Source organism: Polynucleobacter sp. AP-Sving-400A-A2 (genome assembly GCF_018688155.1).
Taxonomy (GTDB): Bacteria; Pseudomonadota; Gammaproteobacteria; order Burkholderiales; family Burkholderiaceae; genus Polynucleobacter.
In genome coordinates this window covers 828,651-844,643 of sequence record NZ_CP061312.1, presented here as the reverse complement: position 1 = coordinate 844,643, position 15,993 = coordinate 828,651, and the positions used below count along the sequence as shown (strand labels likewise).

At 41.7% G+C, this 15,993-nt stretch carries 21 protein-coding genes; 6 read left to right on the top strand and 15 right to left on the bottom strand.

Going from position 1 to position 15,993, the window contains the following annotated elements; translation table 11 throughout:
• Positions 1-248: 248 nt before the first annotated feature.
• The 5 genes from C2758_RS04495 to C2758_RS04475 form a co-directional block, all read right to left on the bottom strand.
• The gene (locus tag C2758_RS04495; RefSeq protein WP_215329780.1) at positions 249-656 is read right to left on the bottom strand and encodes a PAS domain-containing protein; all 408 of its coding nucleotides are present in this window, start codon (positions 654-656) and stop codon (positions 249-251) included.
• A gap of 95 nt (positions 657-751) precedes the next feature.
• Positions 752-1,132 (bottom strand): HEPN domain-containing protein, encoded by a 381-nt coding sequence (locus tag C2758_RS04490; RefSeq protein WP_215329779.1) that lies wholly within the window; start codon positions 1,130-1,132, stop codon positions 752-754.
• Positions 1,129-1,473 (bottom strand): nucleotidyltransferase domain-containing protein, encoded by a 345-nt coding sequence (locus C2758_RS04485; RefSeq protein ID WP_046330019.1) that lies wholly within the window; start codon positions 1,471-1,473, stop codon positions 1,129-1,131. The genes C2758_RS04490 and C2758_RS04485 overlap by 4 nt, the downstream gene beginning before the upstream one ends.
• A 266-nt stretch (positions 1,474-1,739) precedes the next feature.
• Positions 1,740-2,516: an enoyl-CoA hydratase/isomerase family protein gene (locus tag C2758_RS04480; RefSeq protein WP_215329778.1), complete on the bottom strand. Its 777-nt coding sequence runs from the start codon at positions 2,514-2,516 to the stop codon at positions 1,740-1,742.
• Between the two features lie 39 nt (positions 2,517-2,555).
• Positions 2,556-3,341 carry an IclR family transcriptional regulator gene (locus C2758_RS04475; RefSeq protein ID WP_215329777.1) on the bottom strand — a complete coding sequence of 262 codons (786 nt, stop codon included), beginning with the start codon at positions 3,339-3,341 and terminating at the stop codon, positions 2,556-2,558.
• 153 nt (positions 3,342-3,494) lie between these two features.
• Between C2758_RS04475 and C2758_RS04470 the strand changes: the two genes are divergently transcribed.
• The 6 genes from C2758_RS04470 to C2758_RS04445 are packed head-to-tail and all read left to right on the top strand — an operon-like array spanning position 3,495 to position 9,398.
• Positions 3,495-4,715 (top strand): CaiB/BaiF CoA-transferase family protein, encoded by a 1,221-nt coding sequence (locus C2758_RS04470; RefSeq protein ID WP_215329776.1) that lies wholly within the window; start codon positions 3,495-3,497, stop codon positions 4,713-4,715.
• A gap of 12 nt (positions 4,716-4,727) precedes the next feature.
• The gene (locus tag C2758_RS04465; RefSeq protein WP_215329775.1) at positions 4,728-5,213 is read left to right on the top strand and encodes a MaoC family dehydratase; all 486 of its coding nucleotides are present in this window, start codon (positions 4,728-4,730) and stop codon (positions 5,211-5,213) included.
• A gap of 28 nt (positions 5,214-5,241) precedes the next feature.
• Positions 5,242-6,402: an acyl-CoA dehydrogenase family protein gene (locus tag C2758_RS04460; protein WP_215329774.1), complete on the top strand. Its 1,161-nt coding sequence runs from the start codon at positions 5,242-5,244 to the stop codon at positions 6,400-6,402.
• Between the two features lie 21 nt (positions 6,403-6,423).
• Positions 6,424-7,395: a tripartite tricarboxylate transporter substrate binding protein gene (locus C2758_RS04455; RefSeq protein WP_215329773.1), complete on the top strand. Its 972-nt coding sequence runs from the start codon at positions 6,424-6,426 to the stop codon at positions 7,393-7,395.
• A 1-nt stretch (position 7,396) separates the two neighbouring features.
• A complete protein-coding gene (locus tag C2758_RS04450; protein WP_215329772.1) occupies positions 7,397-8,386 on the top strand; it encodes an oxidoreductase in 990 nt (329 codons plus the stop codon).
• A gap of 37 nt (positions 8,387-8,423) precedes the next feature.
• Positions 8,424-9,398, top strand: coding sequence for a tripartite tricarboxylate transporter substrate binding protein (locus tag C2758_RS04445; RefSeq protein WP_215329771.1), 975 nt, complete (start codon positions 8,424-8,426; stop codon positions 9,396-9,398).
• 439 nt (positions 9,399-9,837) lie between these two features.
• On the opposite strand, the gene C2758_RS04440 is transcribed toward C2758_RS04445, so the two are convergent.
• The 10 genes from C2758_RS04440 to C2758_RS04395 form a co-directional block, all read right to left on the bottom strand.
• Positions 9,838-10,218 carry a rhodanese-like domain-containing protein gene (locus tag C2758_RS04440; RefSeq protein WP_215329770.1) on the bottom strand — a complete coding sequence of 127 codons (381 nt, stop codon included), beginning with the start codon at positions 10,216-10,218 and terminating at the stop codon, positions 9,838-9,840.
• A 96-nt stretch (positions 10,219-10,314) separates the two neighbouring features.
• Complete coding sequence (locus C2758_RS04435; protein WP_215329769.1) at positions 10,315-10,506, bottom strand: DUF2892 domain-containing protein; 192 nt, start codon at positions 10,504-10,506, stop codon at positions 10,315-10,317.
• A 17-nt stretch (positions 10,507-10,523) separates the two neighbouring features.
• On the bottom strand, positions 10,524-10,841 hold the full coding sequence (locus C2758_RS04430; RefSeq protein WP_215329768.1) for a helix-turn-helix transcriptional regulator: 318 nt from the start codon (positions 10,839-10,841) through the stop codon (positions 10,524-10,526).
• An 11-nt stretch (positions 10,842-10,852) separates the two neighbouring features.
• Positions 10,853-11,830 (bottom strand): sulfurtransferase, encoded by a 978-nt coding sequence (locus C2758_RS04425; RefSeq protein ID WP_215329767.1) that lies wholly within the window; start codon positions 11,828-11,830, stop codon positions 10,853-10,855.
• A 10-nt stretch (positions 11,831-11,840) separates the two neighbouring features.
• Positions 11,841-12,467, bottom strand: a complete 627-nt coding sequence (locus C2758_RS04420; protein WP_215329766.1) for a hypothetical protein — start codon at positions 12,465-12,467, stop codon at positions 11,841-11,843.
• 8 nt (positions 12,468-12,475) lie between these two features.
• The gene (locus tag C2758_RS04415) at positions 12,476-12,709 is read right to left on the bottom strand and encodes a hypothetical protein (RefSeq protein ID WP_215329765.1); all 234 of its coding nucleotides are present in this window, start codon (positions 12,707-12,709) and stop codon (positions 12,476-12,478) included.
• 18 nt (positions 12,710-12,727) lie between these two features.
• Positions 12,728-13,294: a YeeE/YedE thiosulfate transporter family protein gene (locus tag C2758_RS04410; RefSeq protein WP_215329764.1), complete on the bottom strand. Its 567-nt coding sequence runs from the start codon at positions 13,292-13,294 to the stop codon at positions 12,728-12,730.
• Position 13,295: 1 nt separating this feature from the next.
• Positions 13,296-13,823, bottom strand: coding sequence for a YeeE/YedE thiosulfate transporter family protein (locus tag C2758_RS04405; protein ID WP_251369260.1), 528 nt, complete (start codon positions 13,821-13,823; stop codon positions 13,296-13,298).
• Between the two features lie 318 nt (positions 13,824-14,141).
• Positions 14,142-14,861: a Crp/Fnr family transcriptional regulator gene (locus C2758_RS04400; protein ID WP_251369259.1), complete on the bottom strand. Its 720-nt coding sequence runs from the start codon at positions 14,859-14,861 to the stop codon at positions 14,142-14,144.
• A gap of 113 nt (positions 14,862-14,974) precedes the next feature.
• On the bottom strand, positions 14,975-15,991 hold the full coding sequence (locus C2758_RS04395) for a cytochrome d ubiquinol oxidase subunit II (RefSeq protein WP_215329762.1): 1,017 nt from the start codon (positions 15,989-15,991) through the stop codon (positions 14,975-14,977).
• Between the last annotated feature and the right edge of the window lie 2 nt (positions 15,992-15,993).

The window sequence follows — 15,993 nt, the reverse complement described above, 5'->3', positions numbered from 1 at the left end:
TTGCAATTTAAGAGATTAGCAGCTGCTAACGGGTGTTTTTGTACTATAAACGAAGATAACTAAGCAATAGATGTGATCTGATCCAATGCCAATTGAGCGCAACAGTAAAGCTGGGATAAACATTAACAATAAATTTTGGCCTGCCCAGCACGATTCGAAAGTGCGACTTCAGCCTTAGAGGAATTCGTGGCTGCTGGAATGTCTATATATTTCAGTGACCTACAGCTTAGAAAAGATAATGTAGTCTATTAATCTGGTAACCATGTGACAACTTTTTCGCGTTGGATTGCTAACCAAGCTTTTAATTCTCCATTGTCAATAATTGGAATCATGCGCCAGTTCATCATAAAAATCGTGCCATCTTTTTTATAATTTACGGTCTCACCTTCAAAGACCGTGACATCAACGAGACATTGCCGTAAGCGTTGAATAACCTTTTGGGAGGTACTTGAGCCCTGGAGAATCTTTGGCGATTTCCCGAGAATTTCATCTGCGCTATAACCGGTCAGTTGCGTGAACGCTGGGTTAGCATAGATAATTTTGGGATTATTTGATGCATCGGTAATAAGAACAGAATCGTAGCCCTGCAAAAGTATGGTTTCAAGAATAGATTGGCATAAATCACTATTGAAGGTATTTTTAAGATTGCTTAGCATGCCCTGACAGTAACATAGTCTATTCTTTGATTTAAAAGGATGGGGGTAGAGAATTTATGGCCTGCCCAGCACGATTCGAAAGTGCGACCTACGCCTTAGCTAAATTTGGCGCACAAGGCTTCAACAAATATATCGGCCTGATTAACTGCCCAACTGGCATCCTCTTCTAAAATGGAGTCACCCTTATAGTCAGCCATCAATCGAAGATCCTCAACCTTGTTTAGGGACTTGCCAAGCTCTACGGAAACTTGACCAGATTTAACAAGCTCAAGACTAAATTTTGAAATAAGGCCGCTATGGGTTTTAGTATTAACTGTTGACTCGCTAACACCAGATGCCAAAAGGGCTCCCCTAGCAGCATCAAACATCGCATAATAAGCGCGGTTGCAAGCACCATCAACATCCCCAGCATTTAACAAAATTCGAGCTGAAGTTGCTGCGGTTTGAGCTTTAGTAAAAAGTTCTTTCGCCTTCAAAGAACAATACCTTCATTTTGAATATTCCTTAAAAGACTGGGATTGGAGTAATTTTCTGGGTGATCCCACTCCTCTTGCCAAATAGGGAGAGGTTGAATCCGAATGCCGGAGTCTAATAGAACATCATAGGCCAGATCATCCATCGCAAACTTAGTAGCCATAAAGCGGCCCGGTTTGCCTCGCAATAAAATAGCAATATCAGCATCACTCTCACCTTGGTGCGTATTGCGAGCACGACTACCGAACAAAAAAGCCTTGCTGACATCATATTGATGTGCAATTTTTTCCATAAATGCATGAGCTGCATTTTGAGTAGCTAAGTCGATCAGGGCTGTATTCATATGATGTAATTATGCTAAGAAATAGGTATCTGAGCAACAGATACACAGTAGACAGGGTTACGAATTGAGGTTTTTGGCCTGCCCAGCACGATTCGAACGTGCGACCTACGCCTTAGAAGAATTCGTGGCTGCTAAAAAGCCTATATATTTCAACGACTTAAATCGTAAAAATGGCGCTGTGTAATAAACTGTGCAATGCCAAAGCATCATTTCACCACGTTGCATCAAAGTACTTTTTTAAAATAATGTAAATATGGCTTACGTTGTTATTTATTGAGAAAATTTTCAACCGATGTTCGATGCTCGACAGAACTAAAACAAATTCCTAAGGCCATATTACTTTGAGCAAAAATATCCTCAAGTGAGGACTCTAGACTTTTATTAACAATACGCTTGCTAAGCATAAAGGCAGGCTTGGCTGTGTCTTTGAATGTTTTAGCCCATTGTTCAGCATGCTCGAGTAAATCGCCAGGATCTGAGCAGCGATCTATGACACCGATTGTCATTGCCTCTTTAGATTTGATTCTTCTTCCTGAAAAGATTAAATCCTTAGCCAAGCTCATTCCAACTCGTCGAGGTAAAAAATACATACCACCTCCATCTGGAATCACAGCTCTATCAATGTATGACCAGCAAAACAATGCATTTTCACTGGCAATAATGAAATCACATGCTAACGCTAAATCAGCGCCCAATCCAAATGCTGAGCCATTTACTGCAGCAATCATGGGTTTTGGCATATTGTGAATCAGCATAATCATTCGCTGAATTTCTTGATGCCGCTTCCATCCCTTGATAGCTATTTCGCCAGCAGGAATCTCAAGCCTTTTGGCCATCGCCTCAATATCGCCACCCGCACAAAAACTAGCCCCATTTCCACTCAAAATAACAGCATAAATACCCTCATCATTTGATATTGACTCAAGAGCATTGAGAAGCTCATGTCTTATCTGATCGTTCAAGGCGTTATGCTTACTTGGTCTATTAAGAAAAAGAAATGCCACGCCATCATCAACTCTTAAATCAATACATTCATAATTCATTGAAAGACCCCTTTAAGGATTATTGTTTTTATAAAGTGCTCAAGATTTTCTGCTGATAAAAATTCTTCCACTATCCTTTTCAATATTATGTTTTGCTTCAAGTAAATGCGGAATAATAAATTGATGAATCTCTTGCTGCGAAAGCTTTGAACCACTGAGAGTGCAATTTAGCGCAGTAGTTGGATCATCACTACTTCCAACCCTAAGCGGGACTGATACAGCGCATACATTTGGTTCCCAGTCACCAAGACTCAGGCAGTATGAATTTTTTTCATAAAACGCTTTATCTCGATTAAAGTGGTGTAAGTCTTTACGATACTGGGCAGGATCAGTAATCTTTATTCTATTAAGGATAGCATTCTGATCTTTTTCCGAGGAGGCAAGTAAAAGAGCGCGCCCTATCGAAGTAGTTAAAAGTGGCCTACTACTTCCAATATCTGGCTTTAAAAAATTCCGACGATCAAGTCGCATTGCGTCTATATATATAACTTCAAGACGTCCAAGCATCCCTAAATTAACCGTCCATTTTGTTTTGGTAGCCAACTGCTCCATATGAGGGCGAGCTAAATGTCGAATTTCTAGGCCAGCCAACATGGGATAACCCAACATTAAAACTCCAGGTCCAAGGCGATATTTTTGTAATCTATCTACCTTCAATAAGTAACCCAATTTTTCAAGTGTGTAAGTTAGACGCGAAACTGTTGCCTTAGGGAGCGAAGTTCTTTCACATAACTCTTTGTTGCCCAATAATTGGTCAGCGGGATTAAACGCCCTCAGCACTTCTAGGCCCCTACTTAGATTTATTGCAAACTGACGATCGATCATGCCTTTTAGCCCCTTTCAAGGTCTATAGATCCTTATTCTTTTCCCAGTGGATAGCAATCTATTCTAACAAGTGTTTCGCTAGGCGAAACACACTGATGGTCCTAATTTTCTCTGATTTAATAGAAATTCCTACTAAAAATCGACTAAAAAAATATGAGCACAACTCAAACACCAAGCAGTAATAAAGGTCCTTTATCTGGTGTACGTATCCTGGATATGGCTACTGTAATTGCTGGTCCATTTGCAGCGACGCTTTGCGCTGACTTAGGCGCTGAAGTCACCAAACTCGAACTACCTGCCAGCAATGATCCTTTGAGAACTTTTGCTCCCATGAAGGATCATCATTCTTTATATTGGAAAGTTACAAATAGAGGAAAAAAAGGCATTACCTTAGATGTACGAAAGCCTGAGGGAAAAGAAATTTTTTTAAGAATGCTGCCCTCTTTTGATGTATTGGTGGAAAATTTTAGAACTGGCACCCTTGATCAATGGGGTCTTGATATCAAAACCTTGCATCAAGCTAATCCTCAGCTTATCGTTCTTCGTCTTACTGGGTTTGGTCAGACTGGCCCCTATGCCAGAAGGCCAGGCTTTGCTCGCATCTTTGAGGCAATGAGTGGCTTTACAAACTTAACGGGAATGGCTGATGGTCCCCCTCAGCATATGAATTACCCTTTAGGAGATGTAGTTTCCGGATTATTTGGTGCATTTTCTATAGCAGCAGCTTTAGTTGAAAGTTCTCGATCAAAAGATATGGTCGGCAGAGAAATCGACCTATCTGCAACCGAAGCCATGATGCGTCTACTTGATCCGCTCGCGGTTGAGTTTGATCAACTAAATTATGTTCGTGGGCGCACTGGATCACGGGCAACATATACAGCACCCTCTAATATTTATAAAACATCCGATGGTGTATGGATTAGTGTAGTTGGATCATCTGAACCAATATTTAAGCGATTCTGCTCTGCAATTGGTATGGATGAATTGGCAAACAATCCTAAATTTTCCAACAATCAGTCGCGCCTAAAGAATTTAGATGAAATAGACCAAATTATCTCTAACTGGTGCTCATCGCTAAATTTTGAAATGTTAGCAAAAGCTCTTAACCAGCATGATGTTCCTTTTACCAAGGTTTATGACATTAATGATGTCTTGAATGATCCCCACTTTAAAGAACGCAAAGCAATCATCAGACTGCCTGACGAGGATTTGGGTAGCATTCCGGCGCCTTGTGTCGTTCCGCGTTTTTCTGGCATTCCCGAATATATTCCCCATAGCGGATCAAAAACTGGTGCCCATAATATTTCTTTTTATTCTGAACTTGGGTTAAGTGATGAAGAAATTTTCAATCTAAAAGCTAGCAACGTTATATAAAAGGAGCACTGCATGCACAAAATTACACTTAGTTCTCTTAATGAACTAAAAAACTGGGTTGGTAAACAGCTTCCCCCTTCCGATTGGCAGGAAATTACTCAACAGCGTATTGATTTATTTGCTGAGGCCGGTGGAGATAATCAGTGGATACACGTAGACCCAGTAAGAGCAGCTAAAGATTCTCCTTACGGAGTCACAATAGCTCATGGCTTTTTAATCCTCTCACTCTTAAGCAAATTTTTTACAGATACCGTTCTCATCGATGGCGTTACCTTGTCGATCAATTATGGAACTAATAAAGTCAGATTTACTGATCCAGTTTTAGTAAATGCTAGAGTGCGTGCTCATTTCACCCTAGCATCTCTAGAGGCATTTAAAGGCGGAGTACAAATTATTTGGAATGTATCTATAGAGCAAGAAGGTAAGGAACGACCTTGCATGATCGCAGAATGGATAAGCCGACGTTATGGGGCTTTTGATGGTGAAGCTTCGCAATGAAATTGAGCACTTTGATTAAAGGATCGCTATGATTCGTAACCCAAACGAATTCTTTTCTTTTTTAGATTCACTAAAAAAGTATTGTCAGAATAAACTTATTCCTCGTGAGGCAGAAGTTGAATTACTAGACGATGTCCCCCCAGATATTGTGTCCGATATGGCTGGATTCGGATTATTCGGATTCTCAATCCCAGAAGCATATGGCGGTTATGGTATGACGACTGAAGAGCTAGTTTTGGCCGCTATGGAAATATCACAATGCTCTGTTGCCTTTCGTGCGAGAGTGGGAACCAATACTGGGATTGGATCAGAGGCATTAGTTGCCGATGGATCAGAGGCACAAAAAGAAAAATATTTACCTAGATTAGCTAGAGGAGAAATTACTGGGTGCTTTGCAATTACCGAGCCTGACGCGGGCTCAGACGCAGCCTCTTTAAAAACTTCGGCAAGAAAAGAGGGAAATGATTTCATCCTAAATGGCACCAAATGCTTTATTACTAATGCGCCTATATCTGATCTATTTACAGTCATGGCAAGAACGGATCAAAGCAAGCCTAAAGCTGATGGTGTTTCTGCATTTTTAATAGAAAGAAATACACCGGGTCTCACTGTTGGTAGCCCATATAAAAAAATGGGGCAAGCAGGATCCCCAGTTTCAGAAGTGCATTTCGAAAATTGCCGCATTCCTTCTGGAAACCTTATCGGAATAGAGGGTGCAGGCTTTAAAACTGCAATGAAAGTATTAAATAAGCAACGCATACATTTAGCAGCACTTTGTATTGGTCCAGCTATTCGTATGTTGGATGAAATTGTGAATTACACATCTGTAAGGGGGCAATTTGGTAAGCCTATTGGCGCTTTTCAGTTAGTGCAAGCGATGATTGCAGACTGCCAAACCGAAATTTATGCTGCTAAAGCACTTATTTTAGAAACTGCCCGCAAACGTGATTCCGGAGAAGATGTCAGCATGGAAGCTTCCATCTGCAAATATTTTGCTTCGGAGATGTGTGGAAGGGTTGCTGATCGTTGTGTACAGATGTTAGGCGGATATGGTTATATTTCCGATAATCCGATTGAGAGATTTTATCGGGATGTGCGTCTTTTCCGCCTCTATGAGGGAACGAGTCAAATTCATCAACTGAATATCGCTAGAAATACGTTCAAAAAAGCAGGACATACCTTTAACTAGCTCTTTAATTTTGGAGAAATAATGAAAAACAAACTTCATGTAACTATATTTTCTTTGCTCTGCATAACATCTTCTTTTTCTGCTTTTGGGCAAGATTCAAGCTACCCTAATCGCCCTATTAAGATTATTGTTCCTTACGCTGCAGGCGGAGGAGCGGATAATCTGGCAAGGACAATTGGTCAGAAATTAGGGCCTCTACTTGGACAAACAGTAGTTGTTGAAAATAAACCTGGTGCCTCTACCCAATCTGGCACTCTCGCAGTTGTGAAGGCGCCCGCTGATGGTTATACCTTGTTGATGGGCACAGCCAATCTAGCAACAAACCCAGCATTATTTGAGAAATTACCATATGACACACAAAAGGATTTAGCACCAATCGCTCTTATTACCAAAGTACCTGTCTATATTTTTGTTACAAATAATTCAAATATTAAAACTGTTTCTGACTTGCTAGCTAAAGCAAAGTCCACACCCAACGGTCTATCTTATGCAACTCCAGGAAATGGTAGTAGCGCACACTTAGCGGGTGAACTTTTTAAAAATAACTCTAAAAGTAACCTTCAACACATCCCCTACAAAGGAAGTTCAGAAGCTACAACCGCTCTAATTGGAGATCAAGTTCAACTAAGCTTTGATAATTACGGGCCAATAATGGCGCAGGTTAAAGCGGGCAATGCAGTACCAATTGCTATTGCGATGCCAACAAGATCAAGCATTACTCCTAACGTACCTACCCTAAAAGAATTAGGCTACCCTATGGAAGCATATGCTTGGTGGGGAATTTTGGCGCCTGCTGGAACCCCTAATAACATTGTCGAACGACTGAACACCGCAATACAGACTACTCTCAATGATTCTGAGGTCCGTGAGAATCTTCAAAGACAAGGGGTTCAGATTGTCAATAGCACACCAACTGAGTTTGCTGAACACATCAAAGCAGAAACTATTAAGTGGTCACAAGTTACTAAGCAAGCCAACATTAAAGCCCAATAAGATGAATACATCTTTTAAAGCTTTTCGTCTTCACTCCCTAGATGGAGCAGTCACCAGCAAAATTGAATCCATTCAATTGGATTCTTTAAGTCCGGGTAATGTGATCATCAAGGTGGCATATTCTAGTATTAATTACAAGGATGCGCTGGCTTCAAAAGGTCTTAACAATATAGTGCGTGAATGGCCAAGAATTAGCGGTATTGATTTGACTGGCACAGTGGTTGAATCGCTTGATTCACGATTTAGTCCAGGCGATGAGGTATTAGTAAATGGCTGTGGAATCGGAGTTGATCATGATGGTGGGCATGCCCAATATGCACGCGTCAATGCGGATTGGGTTATGAAAATACCCCAAGGCCTCACGTTACTGGATGCCGCCACGATCGGTGTTGCAGGCTATACGGCAGGATTATCTTTGGACTTAATGGAGCTAAATGGACTTAATCCGCAAAGTGGTCCAATACTAGTAACCGGTGCAACTGGTGGAGTAGCCACTATTGCCATAAATATGTTGGCGCAAAGAGGCTATCAAGTGACCGCCATGACTGGAAAACTAAATGAAGCTGGATACCTTAAAAACCTTGGTGCCTCGGAAGTCATTGGACGAATTTCATCAGAGAGTAAATTTAAACCACTTGAAAAAGCGCAATGGGCTGGGGCAATAGATTCTGTAGGTGGCTCTACTCTATCCTGGCTGACTCGCGTAATACAACCAAGCGGAGTAATTGCTGCCTTTGGAAATGCTGGTGGAGCAGAGCTTGAAACTACTGTAATACCATTTATTCTCAGAGGAATTCGTTTGATTGGTATCAATGCAAACTCACCTATGCTCATAAGAGAAAAAGTTTGGAATAAGATTGCTAATGAATATCGCCCAACTCATCTAAAAGAAATTGCCAGCGTCATTGGCGTTGAAGAGCTACCACATCACCTAGATCTCACGCTGGCAGGAAAATCAAAGGGCAGGATTGTGATTGATATGAATCAATAAGATCTGAAAAACTTAAACATAAAAATTAGGAGATAACATGAAGCGTCGACAGTTTCTCATTACCATCCCCAGTATTGGCCTATATCCTTTTGTGTCATATAGTCAGACAGGTTTTCCGAGCAACTCGATCAAAATAGTCTGCCCTTACGCAGCCGGAGGTGGTCCGGATATACAGCTAAGACAGGCGGCACCTTATCTGGGAGAAACTTTTAAGCAATCCGTCATTATTGAAAATAAAGTTGGGGCTGGTGGTGTGCTGGCGACTCAATTTACCGCACAGTCAGCGCCCGATGGCTACACCCTTATGCTTGGATCAAACATACAGTTAATTCAAAAAATTATTAAGCCAGAAATTTCAATTAACCCCCTAACGGATTTTGCTCCTATCAGCAATATGTACTCCTTCCCAACGGTGATGATGGTTTCAGCAGACTCTCCATATAAACGGGTTGAAGACGTTATTGCTGCTGCTAAAGCCAACCCGGGCTCTATGAATTATGGGTCCGGCGGGATTGGCACTTCAGCGCACATTGCAGGTGCAACATTTGTAACGTTGAATAATTTGAAGATAATTCATATCCCATTAAAAGGATCGGTAGAAATTGCTACGTCTTTAATTCGGGGCGATACACAATTTGCTTTTCCAATAGCAGGAACAGCCGTACCATTGATCAAAGGTGGAAAAGTGCGTGCACTTGCCGTAACAAGTAAAAATCGTTTAACGCAGTTGCCAGATGTGCCAACACTAAATGAAATCATGAAAAATGAACTAACAATTCAGGAATCATGGTTTGGCATTTGGGCCCCGATCAAAACACCTCGAGATAGGATTGATACTTTATTTCAAGGTATTACGAGCGCACTCAATAACAAAGCTCTTAAGACCACGTTTGAGGAGGCAGGCAATATGGTTACACCCAGCCAAAGTACTCAGAGCTTTGGAATGCATATGGTGAACGAAAATAAAAAATGGGCGGAGATTATTCGCCTTACAGGCATAACAGCTGAGTAAGGAATTTACTAATTAATCATCATCTACAAATCTAATTAGTAGGCGTTACTTAAAGTAGCAATTACAAGACCAAACCTCACCTTTTACATCAAAAGCTTCCTTTTTGTAAGTTTTAGGTTAAGTCTAGGTTCGTAGCTAATTAGGTCGAGTAGATCAGCGCAAAGCTTTGTCGGGTAAACCGACAAAAAAGAGTGTGGCCGTATAAAGACAGAAATACCAGCATTAATTCTTGGCCTGCCCAGCACGATTCGAACGTGCGACCTACGCCTTAGAAGAATTCGTGGCTGCTGGAAAGTCTATATATTTCAATGGCTTAAACGCATAAATCGGGACTGTGTAATAAACTGTGCAATACAAAGCGTGACTTCACCTCGTTGCTCCAAAGGACTTTTTAAAAAAATACGCGTTACTTTAAGTAACGCTATGATAAAGATAAGTTTTATTCAAATTTGATTGCCTCTGGCTTAGCTATAGGATTACCTGCCCCAGCCCACGCATCAAATCCACCGGCGATTGACTGAACATGCAAATAACCCATCTCATGTAAAACTTTAGAGGCTAATGCTGCTCTCCCACTATTTTTACAATATAGAACTATTTTTAAACTACGTGTACTCAATTCAGGGTCATTGCTTAACTTAAACTCCAGCAACCCTCTTGAAATATGAACAGCTCCTGGAATGTGGCCATTCATATATTCGTCAGCCTCCCTAACATCGAGCAATACATCAGAATTCTGAATAGCTAATTGAGCGTCTGCCAAGCTCACCTCATTAATAGTAGCTTTAGCCGCAGCGACTAGATCATGCGCTGTCTTCATTGATATCCTTTTAAATATTTTGCGTATATACGTTTATACGCATATATTGTTAACATAAGCTCTCAAGAAAACCTGAGGAAGCTAGAGCAATTGATCTCAATTGCAATTTCTGCCGGTATTGATTCCTAGCAATGTATAAGCTGGGCAGAATTTAAATAACCCTGTTGCTAGTGGCACAACGCCAATCCAACCCCAAACACCCACAGTTCCCGTTGCTGCTAGACCAAGCAATACCAGGCCAACGACTATACGTAAGATACGATCAATACCACCGACATTACATTTCATATTAAGACCTCTTTTGGTTATGTACTGCAATAATTTTGATAAAGCACATTCATCACCTCTAAAGCCACTCGATTGGAGAGAGAGTAGTAAATTTGCTTTCCCTCTCTTTTGGTCGTGACTAACTCTTCATTTCTCAATACAGTGAGTTGCTGAGACAAAGTGGGCTGATGAATATCAAGACACTCCTCCAGCTCACTTACACACATTTCACCTTGACTAATCTGACACAACAACATCATCCGATCTCTATTCGACAGCACTTTCATCAAGTGGCAGGCATCTTCGGCTGATGAGTGCAGCATTTTCAGATTCAAGGTGGCCTCAAGGACTGACATAGTGGACACCCTTAATTCAGTGGCACACCAACCAATGGACGACCTTCCAAAGTCCACAGGTATAAAGATCCGTCATATAACTTGGTGGATTTATTACCCACTAACTCTGACATCACAAACCAACCGCCAGAGGCTAAGTGACCAGTATTGCAATAGGCAATGGTTGGACTCTTGCTGCTTAAGCCGTTGGCTGCAAGCAATGCGTCATAAGTCTTCTTTTGCCAAAAATACAATGCGCCATTGCTTGGCCTAGCCAATAACTCAGGAGCTAATTCTTTGGAGCCTGCAATATGGCCAAAGGTTAAGACATCAGGACGTTTTGCAAGGCCTAAGTATTGAGCAGGCTGACGAGCATCCAATAACTGTGGCTTGCCACTTTTTGATGCTGCAGCTACTTCATTAGAACTAGCGATTAGTTCCTTACGCTCTGCTTTTGCAGCCCAATTTCCTGCGGCCTTTGGAGAATTGGCAATTGTAAATTCACGACCCTCACTTAACCATCCTGCAATACCGCCATCCAATACCGCTACTTGATCCTCGCCATACACCTTGAATGACCAATAAGTTCGCAATGCTTCATCTATATCAGACATATCTTGTCCAATAGGAACGAGGACGATTGGTTTATCGGAATTAATTCCCAGAGATTGAACCAACTTCTCAAAATCTGCTTTTTCAGGAATCAGATGCTTAATCTTCTTGCCATCTACTAAACGCTCCACACGTACTTTCTTAAAGTCTAGGAGCGTTGAATTAGCAATATGGCCACCAACCTCTACGAGGAATTTCTTACCAGTTTTTTTATCTGTATCAAACTCCGGGCTTCTGAGGTAACTCGATAAATCTGTTCTCACTTCAATGACTTGAACCTCAGACATATTATTTGCCAACCAGTCGGCGCTAACAACCGGACCAGGTAAGGTAATTGCCTGGGCTAAGCTTACTAAGCTTATTAGAACGAAGGCTAAAAGCCATTGAATCTTTTTCATTTCCACTCCTCTAGGAATTGACAACCAACAAATGGTCTGAGATACGTTCCATCAGATCAATTTTGCATTCGGTTAATACATGATGTTCTTTTGAATTTAGGACAAGCTCTCGATTACCTTGCTGTGCTAATAGCCGTGCAATCTTTTGATCGCGCTCTAAAATCAATCCTTCAATCTCTTTAGCAAATAATTGGATCAAAGCGCCGATCCACTTAGTCACTAGAGCCATGCGCCCTTTTGTCACCATTTCAAATCCCTGAATTGACCTCATCGCTATTGTTGAATCTGCTATCACTTCACCTGTCACCCACTGGTTCGTAGTAAACAGACGAGTTGGCAATCCCTTTTGGTTTAATGCAATCCCAATCAGATGATGGAAGCCTTTTGCATTACGCTTAATCACATGAAAATGACCGTGCTCTCCATTGGGCATTTCATCAGCAGAATGTGCATGGTAATAAAACTCATAACCACTTACTTCATCTACCAAGTCATTAGCGGGGTAATGTTGCCATTCAACAAATTCCTTGGCACCGCATAAAGCAGCCTCACTTAAAGTACGCCCAGACTCCGCGTACTTCATTTGAATACTTGCCAGCTCTTGAGCGGCCAACCAAAGATTAGATTGAATCAGCATTTTTACAATTACTCTGCAGCTTTACGTTTTTTAGGGCCGCAAGGATTTGCAGGACCACATGGGTTAGCTGCTTTTTTCTTTGCAGGACCGCATGGGTTAGCCGCCTCTTTTTTTGGTCCGCAAGGATTCTTTTGCTCTGCACCTGCTGGTGTTGTCGGTGCATCAGCAGACTGCGCTAGCGGAGCTGCAGCTAAACCGGCTAAGGCCATTACTAATGCTGCTACGGTAGATTTCTTAGACATTACTTTCCTTTTAAATAATTAAACTTGTGAACTGACGGGGCCTTTGGATTTGCTTTCCATCCAAGAGCCCAATGCAAATACACCAACTGCTGCAATGACCATACCAACATCGATTGATAAACCTGAAATATTGAAGGCATCTGGTAATGCATCTGCTTTTGCGTATTCGCCTAAAGTAGTTAAGAACTCAATATTGGGATAAATGCCTGCAAACAATACTGTCCCGAGCATTAATCCAAACAAGAATATGGCTGCATCAATACGACCAGACATCAAACCAACTACAGAGGTTCCCGGGCAATAGCCGCCAATCGCAAAGCCAGCCCCCACTAAAGCCCCGCCTAGAGCTGCTGCACCTAAAAATGCTGGTGGCACGAATAAGCTACCCGCATCTACCAGTCCAAAATTTTCTAGAATTAATAGGCCAACTGCAGTAAATACAATGGCGGTGAACATCACCTTAAATACCGACCAGTCTGTTAAACGGAACTGGCCCGTTAATTTATTGGGGTTACCAAATCCAGCACGCTCTAATACAAACCCAAAGCCTGCACCCAAAAGAAGTCCCGAAAGAATTTCAGTCATCTTATTTCTCCTCTTTCAAGAATCGACTGGCTAATAAACCTACTGCAAAGAATGTCCCCAGAAAGGTAAATCCAGCCAAACTCAATACCGCTGCGCCAGATAAACCAAGACCACTAGTGCAGCCTGCAGCTACCCTTGCTCCAAAGCCTGCCAAGATGCCGCCAAATAAAGCCGTCATAGGACGCTTAGAGCCACCTAAGAACTTTTTGCCATCAAGCTGAATATGAATCCTCTTTGCTAAAAATGCGGATAACAAAGCGCCTATGGCGACACCAAACACTTGCCAAGTAATCCAAGCATTTAAGGGCTTTCCCTCTTCAACCATACCGCCTAAGTAGTCATTTGCATTAGTTGCCACTGGAGCGACATACATTCCAATCCAGGCTACTACGCGTGTTGTAAAGCCTGTAGCGCCAAGACCATGACCCGTAACTACGAAGGTGGCTAACAAAACCATCCCCAGTAGAATTCCTGCTAACAGCGGATTCATATATGGCGCTGGCTTATCTAGCTTGACGTTTTCAACCATCTTGGTGTCCCTCATTTAATAAATTAATAATATATAATTTAATATATTATTATCGAGCTAATACAAAGTCAATGCATGATTGAAGTAAAACCGATAAACGCTAAAAGTTTTTGATCTAGATCATGAAAATGAGAATCTAAAATCTCATTTATCAAACATTTACTAGAAAGGCGCCATTACAAGAGGTCCTATGCGGCCTCCAAAGCTAAAGCATCTGAAGTCGACGGCAATGCCAGTTTAGAACATAGATGATAAGGATTAATGAGCCTTATCTGCTATATCAAGGCTGCTTCGGCAGCCTTTCTTTTTAAGAGGAAGTTAAAGACCGCGCTCTGAAAAATTTCTGAGCGCATCCATATCGGGGATTTGGACTGTCAGCCTACTCACATTTGATATGAGCCCTTGCACTGACATAGATGCTAAGGCCCTACTGATGGTTTCAAACTTGACATCCATCATCAGCCCCATATCTTCGCGTTTGAACAATGGTGCAACAGCAAAATTACCGGATGGTTTTGCTAGCTTTAGAAAAAAACGAGCAAGCCTAACTTCGATCCTCCCGGTATTAATCTCGGCAAACCATGACTCTGCTTGAGATAAAGCTTCCCCCCATTTTTTAACTATTTGGCGATGAAGGCGTGGAGACTCCTCACCTAGAGTAGAAATAATGTTTTTAGGAATTCTACAAAGACGAATATTTGTAAGAGCAGTTGCAGAGTGAGAGTAATGATCACCCAGTAATGCCTCCATCCCAAATAAATCACCGGGAGTCACCACGCGGACAATTCTAGTAGAACCGTCTGGATTGAGATGGAGTAGCTTCATATAACCCTCCCGAAGGGTAAATAGATGCAACGCTGAATCACTTTGGGAATAAATGATTGCATTTGATTCATACTTTAAATCATCGATTGGGGCATGTATTTTTGAAAAATCTTCCTCATTTAGCTCTGCAAATAAAGCAGAGCTCCGGATAGAGCATGTGCCACAGTCGCTCTGACCTTGCCACGCAATCTTGATGTCTAGAGGCTTCATCATGACTATATCTTCAAATAACTTTAAACGATTTTATGCATATATTTGTATATACGCATATATAGATATGCATATATTCGTATATACAAGTCTAATAAGAAACGGAGCAAGTAGACCTAGTAATAAGTGAGTGCACTAGCTTTACCCTTAAATATCCGATATGAAAAAAGCGTATACCCCAGAATTGTTGGGAGCACGATGATTGCGCCCCAAAAAATTACCCATAGGGATTCAGTAGCTGCGGCCGCTTGCCAGAGAGTCATTTTTCCAATAATGACATATGGGAAAATACTATAGGCAATACCAAAAAATGCCAGCCAAAAGATCGCAACAACACAAGCAAATGGTAACCACTCCCGCTTGTTAGTACCCTGCTCTAAGGATTGGATAGAGCGATTGGTAAGCAGAAATAAAATGACGGTTGCGAGCGGTACCGGGGAGAGCCAAAGAATTTGCGGCCAAGCAAACCATTTATGCATGATTTCAGAGCTAAAGTATGGAGTTGCCGCAGAGACTAATGCAATTCCAAATCCGGTAAGCCATAAGCTGGTCTTAGCCCATCGAAATGATTGCTGCTGAAGTTGCCCTTCTGTTTTTAAGATCAGCCATGTTGATCCAAGAAGTACATAACCTGCTGGCAAACAAATTCCAACAAGTAGCGAAAAGCCCCAACCCAAAATTCCTGAATCAAAACCCACAATCAAACGACCGATCATGATGCCCTGCGAGACTGAAGCAATCAAACTGCCGATGTAAAACAATAAGTTCCAAAGTGGCTTTTGCTCAATATTGACCTTGACTCTAAAGTCAAATGACACACCTCGCAAAATTAATCCCATCAACATGGCTGCTACAGGTAAGTAGAGCTCAGTCAGTATCGGCCCATGAGCCAGTGGAAACGCAACGAGTAATAGGCCAACACCTAAAACAATCCACGTTTCATTGGCATCCCAAAAAGGGCCAATCGATGCAATCATCATGTCCTTATCATGATCTGATGCACGATTGAGCAGCATTCCAATTCCTAAGTCATAACCATCCAGCACCACATAGGACAGCATGGCAAACCCCATAGCGACAAAGAAAAATAGCGGGAGCCAGACAGATGCTTGGGTATAGTCAATTGAGGTCATAA